The organism is Stenotrophomonas sp. YJH_SMC_101-4 (genome assembly GCF_059370395.1).
The window spans coordinates 848,625-861,041 of record NZ_JCAFTP010000002.1 but is presented as its reverse complement, the minus strand read 5'-3'; the positions used below and the strand labels follow the sequence as shown (position 1 = coordinate 861,041).

12 protein-coding genes and 3 tRNA genes are annotated in these 12,417 nt (G+C 65.9%); 11 read left to right on the top strand and 4 right to left on the bottom strand.

The genetic code is table 11. From position 1 onward, the window contains the following. Positions 1–159 precede the first annotated feature (159 nt). A complete protein-coding gene (locus AC5P8D_RS10275) occupies positions 160–675 on the bottom strand; it encodes a hypothetical protein (protein ID WP_010484296.1) in 516 nt (171 codons plus the stop codon). 32 nt (positions 676–707) lie between these two features. Then, entirely contained in the window at positions 708–1,601 is an 894-nt protein-coding gene (gene dapA, locus AC5P8D_RS10270) for a 4-hydroxy-tetrahydrodipicolinate synthase (RefSeq protein WP_043403360.1), read from the bottom strand. A 164-nt stretch (positions 1,602–1,765) separates the two neighbouring features. Here dapA and AC5P8D_RS10265 point away from each other — a divergent pair, with 164 nt between their 5' ends. The 10 genes from AC5P8D_RS10265 to AC5P8D_RS10220 all read left to right on the top strand — a co-directional run bounded on the left by AC5P8D_RS10265 (position 1,766) and on the right by AC5P8D_RS10220 (position 7,676). Continuing rightward, positions 1,766–2,326, top strand: coding sequence for a glycine cleavage system transcriptional repressor (locus tag AC5P8D_RS10265; protein WP_005409051.1), 561 nt, complete (start codon positions 1,766–1,768; stop codon positions 2,324–2,326). 92 nt (positions 2,327–2,418) lie between these two features. Further along, complete coding sequence (locus tag AC5P8D_RS10260; RefSeq protein WP_495203291.1) at positions 2,419–2,898, top strand: peroxiredoxin; 480 nt, start codon at positions 2,419–2,421, stop codon at positions 2,896–2,898. Positions 2,899–2,982: 84 nt separating this feature from the next. Continuing rightward, complete coding sequence (locus AC5P8D_RS10255) at positions 2,983–4,383, top strand: PhoH family protein (RefSeq protein WP_010484287.1); 1,401 nt, start codon at positions 2,983–2,985, stop codon at positions 4,381–4,383. Next, positions 4,380–4,886, top strand: coding sequence for a hypothetical protein (locus tag AC5P8D_RS10250; RefSeq protein WP_159360013.1), 507 nt, complete (start codon positions 4,380–4,382; stop codon positions 4,884–4,886). Before AC5P8D_RS10255 ends, AC5P8D_RS10250 begins: the two co-directional genes overlap by 4 nt. Before the next feature lie 12 nt (positions 4,887–4,898). Further along, a complete protein-coding gene (locus AC5P8D_RS10245) occupies positions 4,899–5,567 on the top strand; it encodes a YoaK family protein (protein ID WP_010484284.1) in 669 nt (222 codons plus the stop codon). Positions 5,568–5,632: 65 nt separating this feature from the next. Then, positions 5,633–6,442 (top strand): bifunctional hydroxymethylpyrimidine kinase/phosphomethylpyrimidine kinase, encoded by an 810-nt coding sequence (gene thiD / locus AC5P8D_RS10240; protein ID WP_019338316.1) that lies wholly within the window; start codon positions 5,633–5,635, stop codon positions 6,440–6,442. Further along, the gene (locus AC5P8D_RS10235) at positions 6,439–7,365 is read left to right on the top strand and encodes an alpha/beta hydrolase family protein (protein ID WP_099559270.1); all 927 of its coding nucleotides are present in this window, start codon (positions 6,439–6,441) and stop codon (positions 7,363–7,365) included. The genes thiD and AC5P8D_RS10235 overlap by 4 nt, the downstream gene beginning before the upstream one ends. Next, positions 7,356–7,432 (top strand) — tRNA-Arg (locus AC5P8D_RS10230). Before AC5P8D_RS10235 ends, AC5P8D_RS10230 begins: the two co-directional genes overlap by 10 nt. A 58-nt stretch (positions 7,433–7,490) precedes the next feature. Continuing rightward, positions 7,491–7,567: transfer RNA gene (locus AC5P8D_RS10225), tRNA-Arg, on the top strand. A 32-nt stretch (positions 7,568–7,599) separates the two neighbouring features. Further along, a tRNA-Arg gene (locus tag AC5P8D_RS10220) sits at positions 7,600–7,676 on the top strand. Between the two features lie 577 nt (positions 7,677–8,253). On the opposite strand, the gene AC5P8D_RS10215 is transcribed toward AC5P8D_RS10220, so the two are convergent. Next, positions 8,254–9,174 (bottom strand): LysR family transcriptional regulator, encoded by a 921-nt coding sequence (locus tag AC5P8D_RS10215; protein WP_043402395.1) that lies wholly within the window; start codon positions 9,172–9,174, stop codon positions 8,254–8,256. Between the two features lie 140 nt (positions 9,175–9,314). Here AC5P8D_RS10215 and AC5P8D_RS10210 point away from each other — a divergent pair, with 140 nt between their 5' ends. Then, positions 9,315–10,016, top strand: a complete 702-nt coding sequence (locus tag AC5P8D_RS10210) for a pirin family protein (protein WP_049434728.1) — start codon at positions 9,315–9,317, stop codon at positions 10,014–10,016. 113 nt (positions 10,017–10,129) lie between these two features. Here the strand turns inward: AC5P8D_RS10210 and AC5P8D_RS10205 are convergent, their stop codons facing one another. Then, positions 10,130–12,328, bottom strand: coding sequence for a TonB-dependent siderophore receptor (locus AC5P8D_RS10205; RefSeq protein ID WP_495203290.1), 2,199 nt, complete (start codon positions 12,326–12,328; stop codon positions 10,130–10,132). Between the last annotated feature and the right edge of the window lie 89 nt (positions 12,329–12,417).

The following is a 12,417-nucleotide window of genomic DNA, read 5'->3' as shown; positions in this document are numbered from 1 at the left end:
GCGCCCTTTTCTGTTTTCCGCTAAACGCCAACCGCAAGATCCGGTATGCCAACCTTGCGATCCGGTAGGTGCCAACCTTGGTTGGCACAGAAGCGCCGACCAAGGTCGGCCTCCACCAGAGCGGGTGCGGACCAAGGCCCGCCCCCACCCGACCAGCCCTTACTGCGCCAGCTTCGCCTTCAGCGCAGCGATCAGCTTCACCGGCGCTTCGGCGGTGGCCGGCAGGCCACGCGGGTCGACCGCGGAGATGTAGGCGCCAGCATCGACGGCGACCACGCGGACCAGGAAGTTGCTGCCTTCGTAGGCCACGTCATACGAGCCCAGCAGCTGCGCGCGGCTGGCAATGGTCACACCTTCCACGCCTTCCAGCGCGGTGCCGACCTTGGCGAAAGCCTCGTCCTTGCCACCGGCGATGGTGAAACCGGTGTTGCCCACGGCCGGGGCCGCAGCCGCAGGCGCGGCCGGCTTGGTCGCCGATGCCAGCGTCGGCACCTTGTTGTCACCGGTGGTGGTCGGCAGGTTCAGGTCCGGCGGCACTTCCAGCGGACGCATTTCCGGGGCCAGGGCGTAGTCGCCCTTGACGCCACGCTTGAAGCAGCCGGTGGTACCGGCGGCGACAGCCACGGCAAGCAGGGCGTAGGACAACACGCGGACGGTGGAAACGGATTGACGCATGTGAATCTCCTGGGTCAGACCAAGACGGAAGGTCAGTGGCTGGAAAGGGCTTCGAGGGCGGCGATGTCGCCGGCAAGATGGTCGGCGGCCGGATGATGCGCTGCCGACAGCGGCAGCAGCGGCAGGCGCAGGTCGTGACCGATGCCGATGCGGCGCAGCAGCGCCTTGACCGGGATCGGGTTGGGTTCGACGCCACAGAAATCATGGAACGGCTGCAGGCGCGCATCCCAGGACTCGGTAGCTTCGTGGTCGTGCGCGGCGGCCAGCTCGCACATCCGGCGATAGGCGCCCGGCAGAACGTTGGAACCGACCGAGATCAGGCCATCGATGCCGGCCCGGATCGAACGCGCGGCGGTACCGTCGTCGCCACTGAGCACCGCGAACTTCGGGCTGCGCAGGGCCAGCAGCGCCTGCACCCGGCCGGTGTCACCCACCGCTTCCTTGATGCCAACGATATTGGGATGGCTGGCCAGCTCGGCCACGGTCTCCGGCTGCATGTCGCAGCCGGTACGGCCGGGCACGTTGTACAGCACGACCGGCAGCCCGCCCTGGTCGGCCACCGCGCGGTAGTGCGCGATCAGGCCGGCCTGGGTCGGCCGCACGTAAGGCGGGGTGACCACCAGCGCATGGCTGGCGCCGAGCGCGGCGGCACGGCGGGTCTGTTCGATGGTCTTGGCGGTGCCCGAAAGGCCGGTACCGGCCATGACCGGGATGCGGCCGCCGATGCGCTCGACCGCGCTGGCCAGCAGCAGGTCGTACTCGGCATCGGTGAGGGTTGCCGCTTCACCGGTCGAGCCGGCTACGACAACGCCATGGACGCCACCTTCCAGTTGCAGGTGCAGCAGGCGCTGCCAACCGTCGGGATCGAGGGCGCCGTCGGCCCGGAACGGGGTCGCCAGCGCGGTGATGAGGCCGGAAAGGGACAAGGACGTGCTGCTCTTGGCTGGGAAGGGAAAACGCCCGCCATGAAAGGCCGGGGGCGACTTGAATGTTACTTGCGGCGCGAAAGCACGGGCAAGTATGCTGGACACTGGTGGATCCCCGCCTCTGGCGGGCATTCAGACTAACGCATGCATTACCCGGAATCGCCTTGACCGACACCACCCCGCGCCCCGCGCCGAGCGAAAACCACCTCCTGATCAACGCCTATACGACGCATCCGGAGTCCCCCCTGCTGTCCGTCACCCGCCGCATCGCCGACAGCGGCTGCAATCTGGTGGACGCACGCCTGGCCACGGTCGGCCGCGATGTCTCGGTCACCGCCCTGGCCACCGGCTCGTGGGACTCGGTGGCCAAGCTGGAAGCGATGCTGACCCGGCTCGAGCGCGAGGAAGGCCTGAAGCTGGTCTGGTACCGCACCGCCGCCAAGCAGGCGCAGTCCAACCTGCTGCCGTACATCGTCGAGGTGATCGCCGCCGACAAGCCGGGCATCCTGTTCCAGCTGGCCGATTTCTTCGACCGCCAGGGCATAACCATCGAGAACCTGCAGAGCACGCGCTACCGCGCCATGCAGACCGGTGCGGAAATGTTCAGCGCGCAGGTCACCATCGGCGTGCCGGCCAACATGCACATCGCCGCGCTGCGCGACGATTTCCTCGAGTTCTGCGACCACCTGAACCTGGACGCGATCATGGACCCGATGAAATTCTGATCGGAAGTGCGGATTTTTCGCGCGCCTCTCACGGGCGCGTGGCGTTTCATGCAATTGTCGTAGAAAGAACCCAGGCTCGACAGAAGGACCTCATGAACAACGGCGATACCCTGGACAGCACCACCCTCTCCCTGCCGCTGGCGCTGTCCGGTGGCGAACAGGCCACTCTCGGCGACTACGCCGGCCACTGGCTGGTGCTGTACTTCTATCCCAAGGACAGCACCCCCGGCTGCACCACCGAAGGCATCGACTTCAACGCGCTGCTGCCGAAGTTCAGGAAGGCAGGCGCGGTGGTACTCGGTGTCTCGCGCGACTCGGTGAAGTCGCACGACAACTTCTGTGCCAAGCAGGGCTTCAACTTTCCGCTGGTCAGCGATGGCGACGAAGCGCTGTGCAGCGCCTTCGACGTGATCAAGATGAAGAACATGTACGGCAAGCAGGTACGTGGCATCGAACGCAGCACCTTCCTGATTTCCCCCGACAGCCGCATCGTGCAGTCCTGGCGCAAGGTCAAGGTTGCCGGCCATGCCGATGCCGTTCTCGCCGAACTGGAGGCCTCCCAGTCCAAGTGAGTCCCACTGCCTACTGTGTCTGCCATCACCCTGCCCCGCAGCAGGCCGTGGTGGTTTTTCCCTGTCCGTAACCAGGAATCGACGATGACCCGAGGCAAGCGCATCTACGTGCTGGATACCAACGTGCTGATGCACGATCCCACCGCGCTGTTCAAATTCGAGGAGCACGACGTCTACCTGCCCATGCAGGTGATCGAAGAGCTGGACAACGGCAAGAAGGGCACCTCCGAGGCAAGCCGCAATGCCCGCCAGGTGAGCCGCTTCCTCAACGAGCTGGTGCAGGAATCCGGCCTGGACAACCTGGCCGACGGCATTCCGCTGCAGCGCCCCAACGGCCTGCAGCTGCGCGGCAAGCAGAGCGCCGGCAAGCTGCGCTTCCAGACCAGTCATTTCGACGCGGGCAAGAGCTTTGGCAAGGTCATTCCCGACAATGCCATCCTCGGCGCGATCCTGGCCCTGAAGGAAGAGACGCCGGATCTGCCGGTGGTGTTCGTTTCCAAGGACATCAACCTGCGGATCAAGGCCGCCATCGCCGGCATCGTGTCCGAGGACTACGAGAACGACCGCGCGCTGGACGATTTCAGCCTGCTTTACACCGGCGCCACCGAGCTGCCGGAAGACTTCTGGAAGCGCCACGGCGACGACCTGCGCAGCTGGAGCGACAAGGGCCGCACGCATTACGAAATCCTCGCGCAGGATGGCGAGGAGTGGTACCCGAACCAGTACGTCTATCTGCCCGGCGAAGACGAGGTCGAACTGCGTGTCAGCCGCGTGGTCGGCGACGGCAAGGTGGTGCTGTCGCTGGTGGATGATTTCCGCCACGGCAGTCACGCCGTATGGGGCATCAGCGCACGCAACCGTGAGCAGAACTTCGCGCTCAATGCACTGATGGACCCGGAGATCGACTTCGTCACGCTGCTGGGCACCGCCGGCACCGGCAAGACCCTGCTGGCGCTGGCTGCCGGCCTGGCGCAGACGATGGACCAGCAGCGCTACCGCGAGATCATCATGACCCGCGCCACGGTCAGCGTCGGCGAGGACATCGGCTTCCTGCCCGGCACCGAAGAAGAAAAGATGACGCCGTGGATGGGCGCGCTGACCGACAACCTGGAAGTGCTCACGCACAACCAGGAAGGCGGCACCTGGGGCCGCCAGGCCACCAACGACCTGCTGGCCAGCCGCATCAAGATCCGCTCGATGAACTTCATGCGCGGCCGCACCTTCCTGTCGCGCTACCTGATCCTGGACGAGGCGCAGAACCTCACCCCGAAGCAGATGAAGACGCTGATCACCCGTGCCGGCCCCGGCACCAAGATCGTCTGTCTGGGCAACGTCGAGCAGATCGACACCCCGTACCTGACCGAAACCACTTCGGGCCTGACCTACGCGGTGGATCGCTTCAAGAACTGGCCGCATAGTGCACACATCACCTTGCGCCGTGGCGAGCGTTCGCGCCTGGCCGATTACGCTTCGGAGGTGTTGTGAACCGCGGCACCCGCCTGCTGCTGCCCGCGGCTGCGATCACGCTCGCAGCCGTGCTCGGCGCCTGCACCACCACGCGCGGCCCGGCCAGCGTGCCGACCGCCGAACGTACTGGCCAGTCCTGGGTGGTCACCCGCCCGATCATCGCCGCGCAGGTGCTCGACACCTGCTCGCGACCCAGCCCCGGCCGCGAGGCCGGGCGGGTCAGCGGCTACTGGGCGCCCAGCCGGCAGCAGGTCGACCAGCTGGAAGCGCGGCTGTCATCGCTGGAGGCACAGGTACCGAAGGTACTGGACTTCGACCGCCAGTACGTCGGCATCGAAAGCGCCGGCAAGCGGCTGATCTACATCAACGCCTTCCACCTGCCCGACGACAGCGGCATCAATCCGGCACGGGAAGCGATCCGCGTCTGTGACGGCGGCACGCAGTTCTGGGGCGCGGTGTTCGACCCGGCCAGCAACACCTTCAGCGAGCTGCAGTTCAACGGCGGCTTCGGCGGGCCCTGAGGGGCCCCGCCGATGGGAATTCGCCTGCCCACCTGGGTCTGGATCGGCGCGGTCGCGCTGTCGTGCGTGGCCGGCATGGTGAATGTCGTCGGCTTCCTCGGTTTCGAACACCAGGCCGTCAGCCACATGACCGGCAGCACCAGCCAGTTGGGCATGGCGCTGGCCCAGGGTGACTGGCGCGCGGTCGGCCACCTGTGGGGACTGCTGATCGCGTTCTCGCTGGGCGCGATGCTCAGCGGCCTGTTGATCCAGGACAGCACCCTGCAGCTGGGCCGTCGCTACGGCGTGGCCCTGGCACTGGAATCGGCGCTGCTGCTGGTGGCCATTCCGCTGTTCGAACAGCACCAGATCTGGGGCGCACTGGCCGCCGCCATGGCCTGCGGCCTGCAGAACGCGATGGCCACCACCTTCAGTGGCGCGGTGGTACGCACCACCCACCTCAGCGGCATGTTCACCGACCTCGGCATCGGCCTGGGCCACCTGCTGCGTGGGCTGCCGCTGCAGGTACGACGCCTGACCCTCAGCGGCCTGATCATCAGCGGCTTCCTCGCCGGCGGCATCATCGGCGCCTGGCTGTTCATGCGCTGGCAGTACGACGCCCTGCTCGCCCCCGCCCTGCTGACCGGCCTGACCGGGCTGGGCTATGTGCTGTACCAGCAGTGGGCGCGCTGGCGGCATTGAGGTGAAGCGCATCCACGCATGGCGTGGGTCTACCTTCCCCTGCGGGACCACGGCACAATCGCTGGATGAGCCCGACCACCCCCGTTTCCGCCCTCACCATCGCCGGCTCCGACTCCGGTGGCGGCGCTGGCATCCCCGCCGATCTCAAGGCCTTCGCCGCGCACCGCGTGCATGGTCTGGCCGTGTTCGCCGCACTGACCGCACAGAACACCCGTGGCGTCACCGCCGTGCATGTGCCACCGATCGCATTCCTGCAGGCGCAGATCGAAGCCTGCTTCGATGACTTCGATATCCATGCGGTGAAACTCGGCATGCTGGCCAACGCCGAGGTGATCCATGCCGTTGCCGACGCACTGGAAAAGCACCGCCCGCCACACGTGGTTCTGGACCCGGTGATGGTCGCCACCAGCGGCGCGCGCCTGCTGGAGGAAAGTGCGCTCAAGGCCATGCGTGAGCGCCTGCTGCCGCTGGCGACGCTGGTTACGCCGAATACGCCGGAAGCGGAACTCCTGATCGGCCGGAAGATCGGTAACGGCGATGACGCCGAACAGGCTGCCTCCACCCTGCTCGACCTCGGTGCCGGCGCCGTGCTGCTGAAGGGCGGCCACCTGCATGAGGGCAATCGCGTGATCGATCGTTACTTCGACGGCGTCAGCAGCGAAGAATTCATCCACGCCCGCCTGCCGCTGGACGCACACGGCACCGGCTGCACGCTGGCCTCGGCCATCGCCGCGCAGCTGTGCAACGGCCTGAGCCTGGCCAATGCCTGCGAAGCCGGCATCGACTACGTTGCGCGCGGCCTGCAGCAGGGCTATGCCCCCGGCCGCAGCGAGGTGCTGGTGCTCGATCACTTCGGCGCGGCGCCACACGCATGAGCCTCACACCGGACGTCCTTGCCGTGCAGTGCGCTGATGGCCATCGCTACGAAGTGATCGCCTGCGTGCCTGCACATCCCGTCGCGCGCCTGCTGTGGCTGCCGGCACTGGGCGTGGCCGCGCGCCACTACCTGCCACTGGCATTGGCGCTGGCGGCGAAGGGCGTGGCGGTCTACCTGCACGAGTGGCGCGGCAACGGCAGCAGTTCACTGCGCCCGTCGCGCACGCAGGACTGGGGCTATCGCGAGGTACTCGAACAGGATCTGCCAACCAGCCAGGCGGTCCTGGCCACAGCGGATGACGACGCCGGCGCCCTGCCCTGGATCATCGGTGGACACAGTCTCGGTGGGCAGCTGGCTTGCGTGCATGCCGGCCGCAATCCGCACTACTTCAACCGGCTATGGCTGGTCGCCAGTGGCTCACCGTTCTGGCGCGGGTTCCCGCCACCGCGTGGCTGGCTGCTGCCACTGGTCTACCGCTTCCTGCCGTGGATCGCGCGGCGCCAGGGCGTCCTGCATGGCCGTCGCCTCGGCTTTGGTGGCACCGAAGCGCGCGGGCTGATTGCCGACTGGGCGCGCGTGGGCCTGAACAACCACTACGCCGCGTCCGGCATGGACGAAGACCTCGATGCGCAGATGGCGCGCGTGCATGGCAGCGCACAGGCGGTGCTGATGGAGCACGACTGGTTGGCCCCCACCGGATCGATGCAGACGCTGCTGGCGAAGCTGCCGAATGTGGACGCGCAGCTGCGCGTGCTGTCCGCGCAGGAACTGGGCACACGCGCCGATCATTTCGCGTGGCTGAAGGCGCCGGACGCCGTGGCTGACAGCTTTTTCATTCAGTTGGATGAAAATTTTCACAAAACTGTTGACGGTTCGCGCCGACATCCGCATAATTCCGCTCCTGTCGCAGGGCGCCCGTAGCTCAGTTGGATAGAGTACCTGGCTACGAACCAGGCGGTCGGGAGTTCGAATCTCTCCGGGCGCACCACTCGACAGGTTTTCAGCATCCGCCGCTGGAAATGTTTTAAAATTTGATTGTGTACCGCGCGCCCGTAGCTCAGTTGGATAGAGTACCTGGCTACGAACCAGGCGGTCGGGAGTTCGAATCTCTCCGGGCGCACCATACACAGTCAACACAACAAGTTTATGTAATTGGCGCCCGTAGCTCAGTTGGATAGAGTACCTGGCTACGAACCAGGCGGTCGGGAGTTCGAATCTCTCCGGGCGCACCATTACACCGAAACAGCAGGCCTCGGCCTGCTGTTTTTTTATGTGTGTTTTCCGGCAGGGTTGCACCCTGCACCTGCAGAGGCTTCAAGCCAAGGCAACAGCAAAAGCTGGCATTCCGTGGTTTGGCGGGGCGACATGGACAGGCAGGACACGCCGTAAACCCATCCATGGGGGCTCGATGGCGGCATCCATGCCGCCAACGGTCCTGCCTGCCCATGCCGCCCCACCTCTGACAGATTTCCGCGATCTGATGGATCCACGCCATGCGTGGATGAATCTCCATCGAGTTCGAGTATTTCGATAATTGATCGAAGAGCATCCACGCATGGCGTGGATCTACCGTGTCGACCAAGGTCGACACCTACCAACAGCAGCGGGACTCTGTCGAAGGCGGGGTGGGTCCGGTTGCGGGAGTGTCCGCGGCATGGATGCCGCGGCCAAGCCCCCATGGACGGGTTTACGGCGTCTCCCGCAACCGGACCCACCCCGCCATCCCTCAGGAAACCAACTGTTGCTGTTGCTTTTGCTTCGGCCATAGCTGTTGCTTCGGCGGGTGCAGGGCGCAGCCCTGCCAAACCCCTACCCCCTGGCCATTGCCTGCCACCACTGCGACAGCAGCTCCGGCCTGCGCAGGCGCTCGCGCCACCAGCGCAACGCGGCGCCGTCCTCGCCGGTGCGCCAGGCCAGCCAGAAGGTTTCTTCCGGCTTGTGCTCCTCCACCTCACGGATCACCAGCTGGCCGCGCGCGACCGCGGCGCGCGCGCACGGCTCGGGCAGGAAACCGAAGCCCACGCCTTCGCACTGCAGTTTCAGCTTGCTGGCCATGTCAGGCACCGTCAGCATCTCCTGCCCCATCAACAGGCCGACCGTGCGTGGCAACAGCCGGCGCGCCGAATCGGAGACGGCGATCGCGCAGTGCTCGACCAGCTGCTCGCGCCCGAGCACGCCCGGTACTGCAGCCAATGGATGTTCGGGTGCGACCGCGAACACAAACTCCACCGTGCCCAGCGGCTCGACCACGTAACCACCGCCACTGGGGCCCTCGCCCGGTGCACCGACCAGCAGGTCGGCACGGCGGTCCAGCAGGGCCTCCCAGGTGCCGGACAGGGCCTCGCCGATCAATCGCAGCCGGGTCGGTGCCTCGGCCTCACGAAACGCGGCGATGTCCGGGCCGAGCAGCCAGGTCGGGAACACCGAGTCCACCGCCAGGGTCAGTTCGGTCTCCCAGCCCGACGCCACCCTGCGTACCCGCAGTTCCAGCTCGCGGGCGGCGCGCAGCAGGTGCCGCCCCTCGTCCAGCAGCGCGCGGCCGGCGTCGGTCGGCTCGGCGCGCGGGCCAACCCGGTCGAACAGCTGCACGCCCAGGTCCTCCTCCAGCTTGGCCACGGTGTAGGAGATGGTCGAGGGCACCTTGTGCAGGGCCTTGCCGGCGCCGGCAAAGGAGCCGCGACGGTCGATGGCATCCAGGATCTGCAGGGCATCGAGGCTGAGCTTGAGCATTCGAATTTTTCGATGATGGCTGTCAAAACTATCCGTTTTTCAAACCCCGGGCGCAAGCGGATACTTCTCTTCAACGGGGAAACACAGCGGCTACCGGCCCACCCCGCCCCATCGAAACCATCGAACAAGGAGATTCCATCATGCTGCAGATCCGCAAGAGCGCTACCCGTGGCCTGGCCGAGCATGGCTGGCTGTCCTCGCGCCATACCTTCTCCTTCGCCAACTACTACGACCCTCGCTACGTCAGCTTCGGCCCGCTGCGGGTGATCAACGAAGACAAGGTGATCGGCGGCCAGGGCTTCGGCACCCACAGCCACAGCAACATGGAAATCATTTCCTACGTGCTGGGTGGCGCGCTGGAGCACAAGGACTCGATGGGCACCGGTTCGGTGCTGCGCTACGGCGACGTGCAGCGCATGAGCGCCGGCAGCGGCGTCAGCCACAGCGAGTTCAACCACTCGGCCGACGAGACCGTGCATTTCCTGCAGATCTGGATCTTCCCGGATACCGAGAACATCACGCCGTCCTACGAGGAGACCCACTTCGCACCGGAGACCAAGCGCGGCCAGCTGCGCCTGATCGCCTCGCCGGACGGTGCCGACGGTTCGCTGCGCATCCACCAGGATGCCCGCATCTTCGCCACCATCCTCGACGGCGGCCAGAAGCTGCACCATGCGCTTGGCAACGGCCGTGGCGCCTATGTGCAGGTGGCGCGTGGCCAGCTGCAGGTCAACGGCATCACCCTGGAAGCCGGCGATGCACTGCAGGTCAGCGACGAAGCCCAATTGACGCTGGAAAACGGCAACGACGCTGAAGTGCTGGTGTTCGACCTGCCGCTGTAACCACAACGCCCGCGATGCCGAAAAGCATCGCGGGCGTATGTGTAGAGCCGAGCCCATGCTCGGCTGCGGTTTGACAGCCAGCCGAGCGTGGGCTCGGCTCTACAAAACCCGCGTCAGAACCTGTAGTTCAAGGTCAGCCGCACATTGCGCGGCTCGCCCCAGGTGTAGGTGCTGTACCAGTTGAAGATCGTGTAGTACCGCTTGTCGAGCAGGTTGTTGACGTTGACCGTGGCCGACAGGCGATCGTTGAACTGGTAGCGCGCCATCGCATCGAGCAACCAGTAAGGCTGCGTGCGATGCACCACCTTGGCCTGGGTGGCGGGATTGGTGATCTCGCCGAAGGTCGAATCCTGCCAGCGTGCGCCACCACCCAGCGTGAGCCCCTGCCAGTCACCGCGCAGGCGATAGCTGGTGTGCAGGCTGAACTGGTTCTCCGGTTCCAGCGTGGTCACCTTGGTCCCTGCCTGGCGGGCGATCTTGTGGGAGAACCCACCCTGCACCTGCCAGCCCTCGGCCAGCTGGCCCGACATTTCAAGCTCATAGCCCTTGGTACGCACGCCCATCAACGCGCGGTAGGCATCCTGGCCATCCGGCGTCTTACCGCCGGTGGGCTGGGCGAAGTTGTCCTGATCAAGCTGGAAAAGCGCCGCGCTGGCATTGAGGCGTCCATCGAAGAACTCGGCCTTCAGCCCCATCTCGTAGCTGCGGCCTTCCAGCGGATCCAGCGCTTTGCCCTGCTCGTCGCGCTCGCTGTGCGGCTTGAAGATGGTGCTGTAGCTGGCATACACCGAATAGTGCTCGCCGAGGTCGTAGACCACGCCGGCATATGGCACATAGACGCCGGTCTCGCGCGTGTCCGGCGAACGGTAGCTGGCCAGACGGCTGCCGACGATCAGCTTCAACGGATCGGCCACGTCGAAGCGGCCGACCACGTACAGGCCGTTTTCGCGGGTCACTTCATTGTTCTCGTAGCTGCGCTGCCATTGCGGCTCGGCAATGTCGCCATTCCAGCTGCGGTAGTCCGGCACCGTATCCGGGAACCCCGCCTGCGGGCCGTAGCCGGTATTGGTCCAGCGCTTGCGCGAGGCACTGCCACCGACCACCAGCTCATGCTCGCGGCCGAACAGGCCGAAATGCCCGCTCAGATAGAAGTCGGCGGCATTGCTGACGGTCTTGCCGACGTACTTGCCGAGCCACAGGCTGACGCCCTCGCCAGTCAACGGATCGGGATTGCCGGCGGCGGCACCGGCCAGTGCGGCGTCATAGCCGTTGACCTGGTGGTTGAGCTGCAGCTTGGCGATCCAATCGTTGGCGAACGTGTGCTCCAACGTAGCGAAACCGGTACGCACGTACTGGCGCCAGCCGGCCCATTGCGCACCATTGTTGAACGAGCGCGGCATGCGGTTGAAGTTGCCGGCGCTGTCCAGCAGCGGAATGCCGCCCCATGTCGAGCCCTTCGGGTCGCTGTCCATCACGTCGCCACCGACCGACAGCAGCGTGCGTTCGCCCAGATCGGCTTCCAGCACGGCATAGCCGACCTTGCTGGTGCGCTGGTAGTTGTCCAGGTTGGAGTGCTTGTCTTCCCAGGCCCCCACTGCTCGGCCACGCACGCGGCCATCGGCAGTCAGCGGACCACCGACATCGAGCTCGGCGCGGTAGTCATACCAGCGGCCGACACCCAGTGAGGCACTGCCGGCGAAGTCCTCGCCCGGCTTCTTGCGCACCAGGTTGATGGTCGCGCCCGGATCACCCATGCCGGTCAGCAGGCCGGTGGCGCCCTTGAGCACTTCGATGCGGTCATAGATCGCAGTATCGCTGAGCGTGTTGCCCGCCGAGTAGGCCGAGTCACGCGACATCGGAATACCGTCGTACTGGAAGTTCTGCACCGCGAAGCCACGCGCGTAGTACTCGGTGCGCTCGCTGTCGTAGGTGACAATGCTGATGCCGGGGGTCACCCGCATCACGTCATCGATGCCGTGCAGGCCGAAGTCATCCATCTGTGCGCGGGTGATCACGCTGATGGTCTGTGGCGTCTGTCGCGGCGTCAGCACCAGGCGGGTGGCGGTGGCGATGGTGCCGGGCGTGTAGGCGCCGCTGCCCTCGGTGATGGTACCGAGCAGGTTGGCGGTGACCTGCACGGTCTGCAGGGTCTGCGAGGCGGGTGCCGGTTTGGCCTTGTCCTCGTCCTGGGTGGACTGGGCAGCAGCGGTGCCGCTGCTCAGTGCAAGCAGTAGCAGGCCTTGAGCCAGTGCATGCGGCAGCGGCAGGCGACGCGGAAACAAGCGCGGAAAACGGACAGGCACAGACAGCACGGCGGGACCTCCACGATAGGGTGGGATCCTCTGGCGGCGGCTGGAGGGAAGAGAGGGACGCGGCCGAATGGCCGCAGGCGCAGGAGTGT

What these genes read in the sequence shown, in the direction of transcription:
- AC5P8D_RS10275 (WP_010484296.1), bottom strand. Translation starts at nt 675, where the DNA reads ATGCGTCAATCCGTTTCCACCGTCCGCGTGTTGTCCTACGCCCTGCTT.
- AC5P8D_RS10260 (WP_495203291.1), top strand. Translation starts at nt 2,419, where the DNA reads ATGAACAACGGCGATACCCTGGACAGCACCACCCTCTCCCTGCCGCTG.
- AC5P8D_RS10255 (WP_010484287.1), top strand. Translation starts at nt 2,983, where the DNA reads ATGACCCGAGGCAAGCGCATCTACGTGCTGGATACCAACGTGCTGATG.
- AC5P8D_RS10245 (WP_010484284.1), top strand. Translation starts at nt 4,899, where the DNA reads ATGGGAATTCGCCTGCCCACCTGGGTCTGGATCGGCGCGGTCGCGCTG.
- thiD (WP_019338316.1), top strand. Translation starts at nt 5,633, where the DNA reads ATGAGCCCGACCACCCCCGTTTCCGCCCTCACCATCGCCGGCTCCGAC.
- AC5P8D_RS10235 (WP_099559270.1), top strand. Translation starts at nt 6,439, where the DNA reads ATGAGCCTCACACCGGACGTCCTTGCCGTGCAGTGCGCTGATGGCCAT.
- AC5P8D_RS10215 (WP_043402395.1), bottom strand. Translation starts at nt 9,174, where the DNA reads ATGCTCAAGCTCAGCCTCGATGCCCTGCAGATCCTGGATGCCATCGAC.
- AC5P8D_RS10210 (WP_049434728.1), top strand. Translation starts at nt 9,315, where the DNA reads ATGCTGCAGATCCGCAAGAGCGCTACCCGTGGCCTGGCCGAGCATGGC.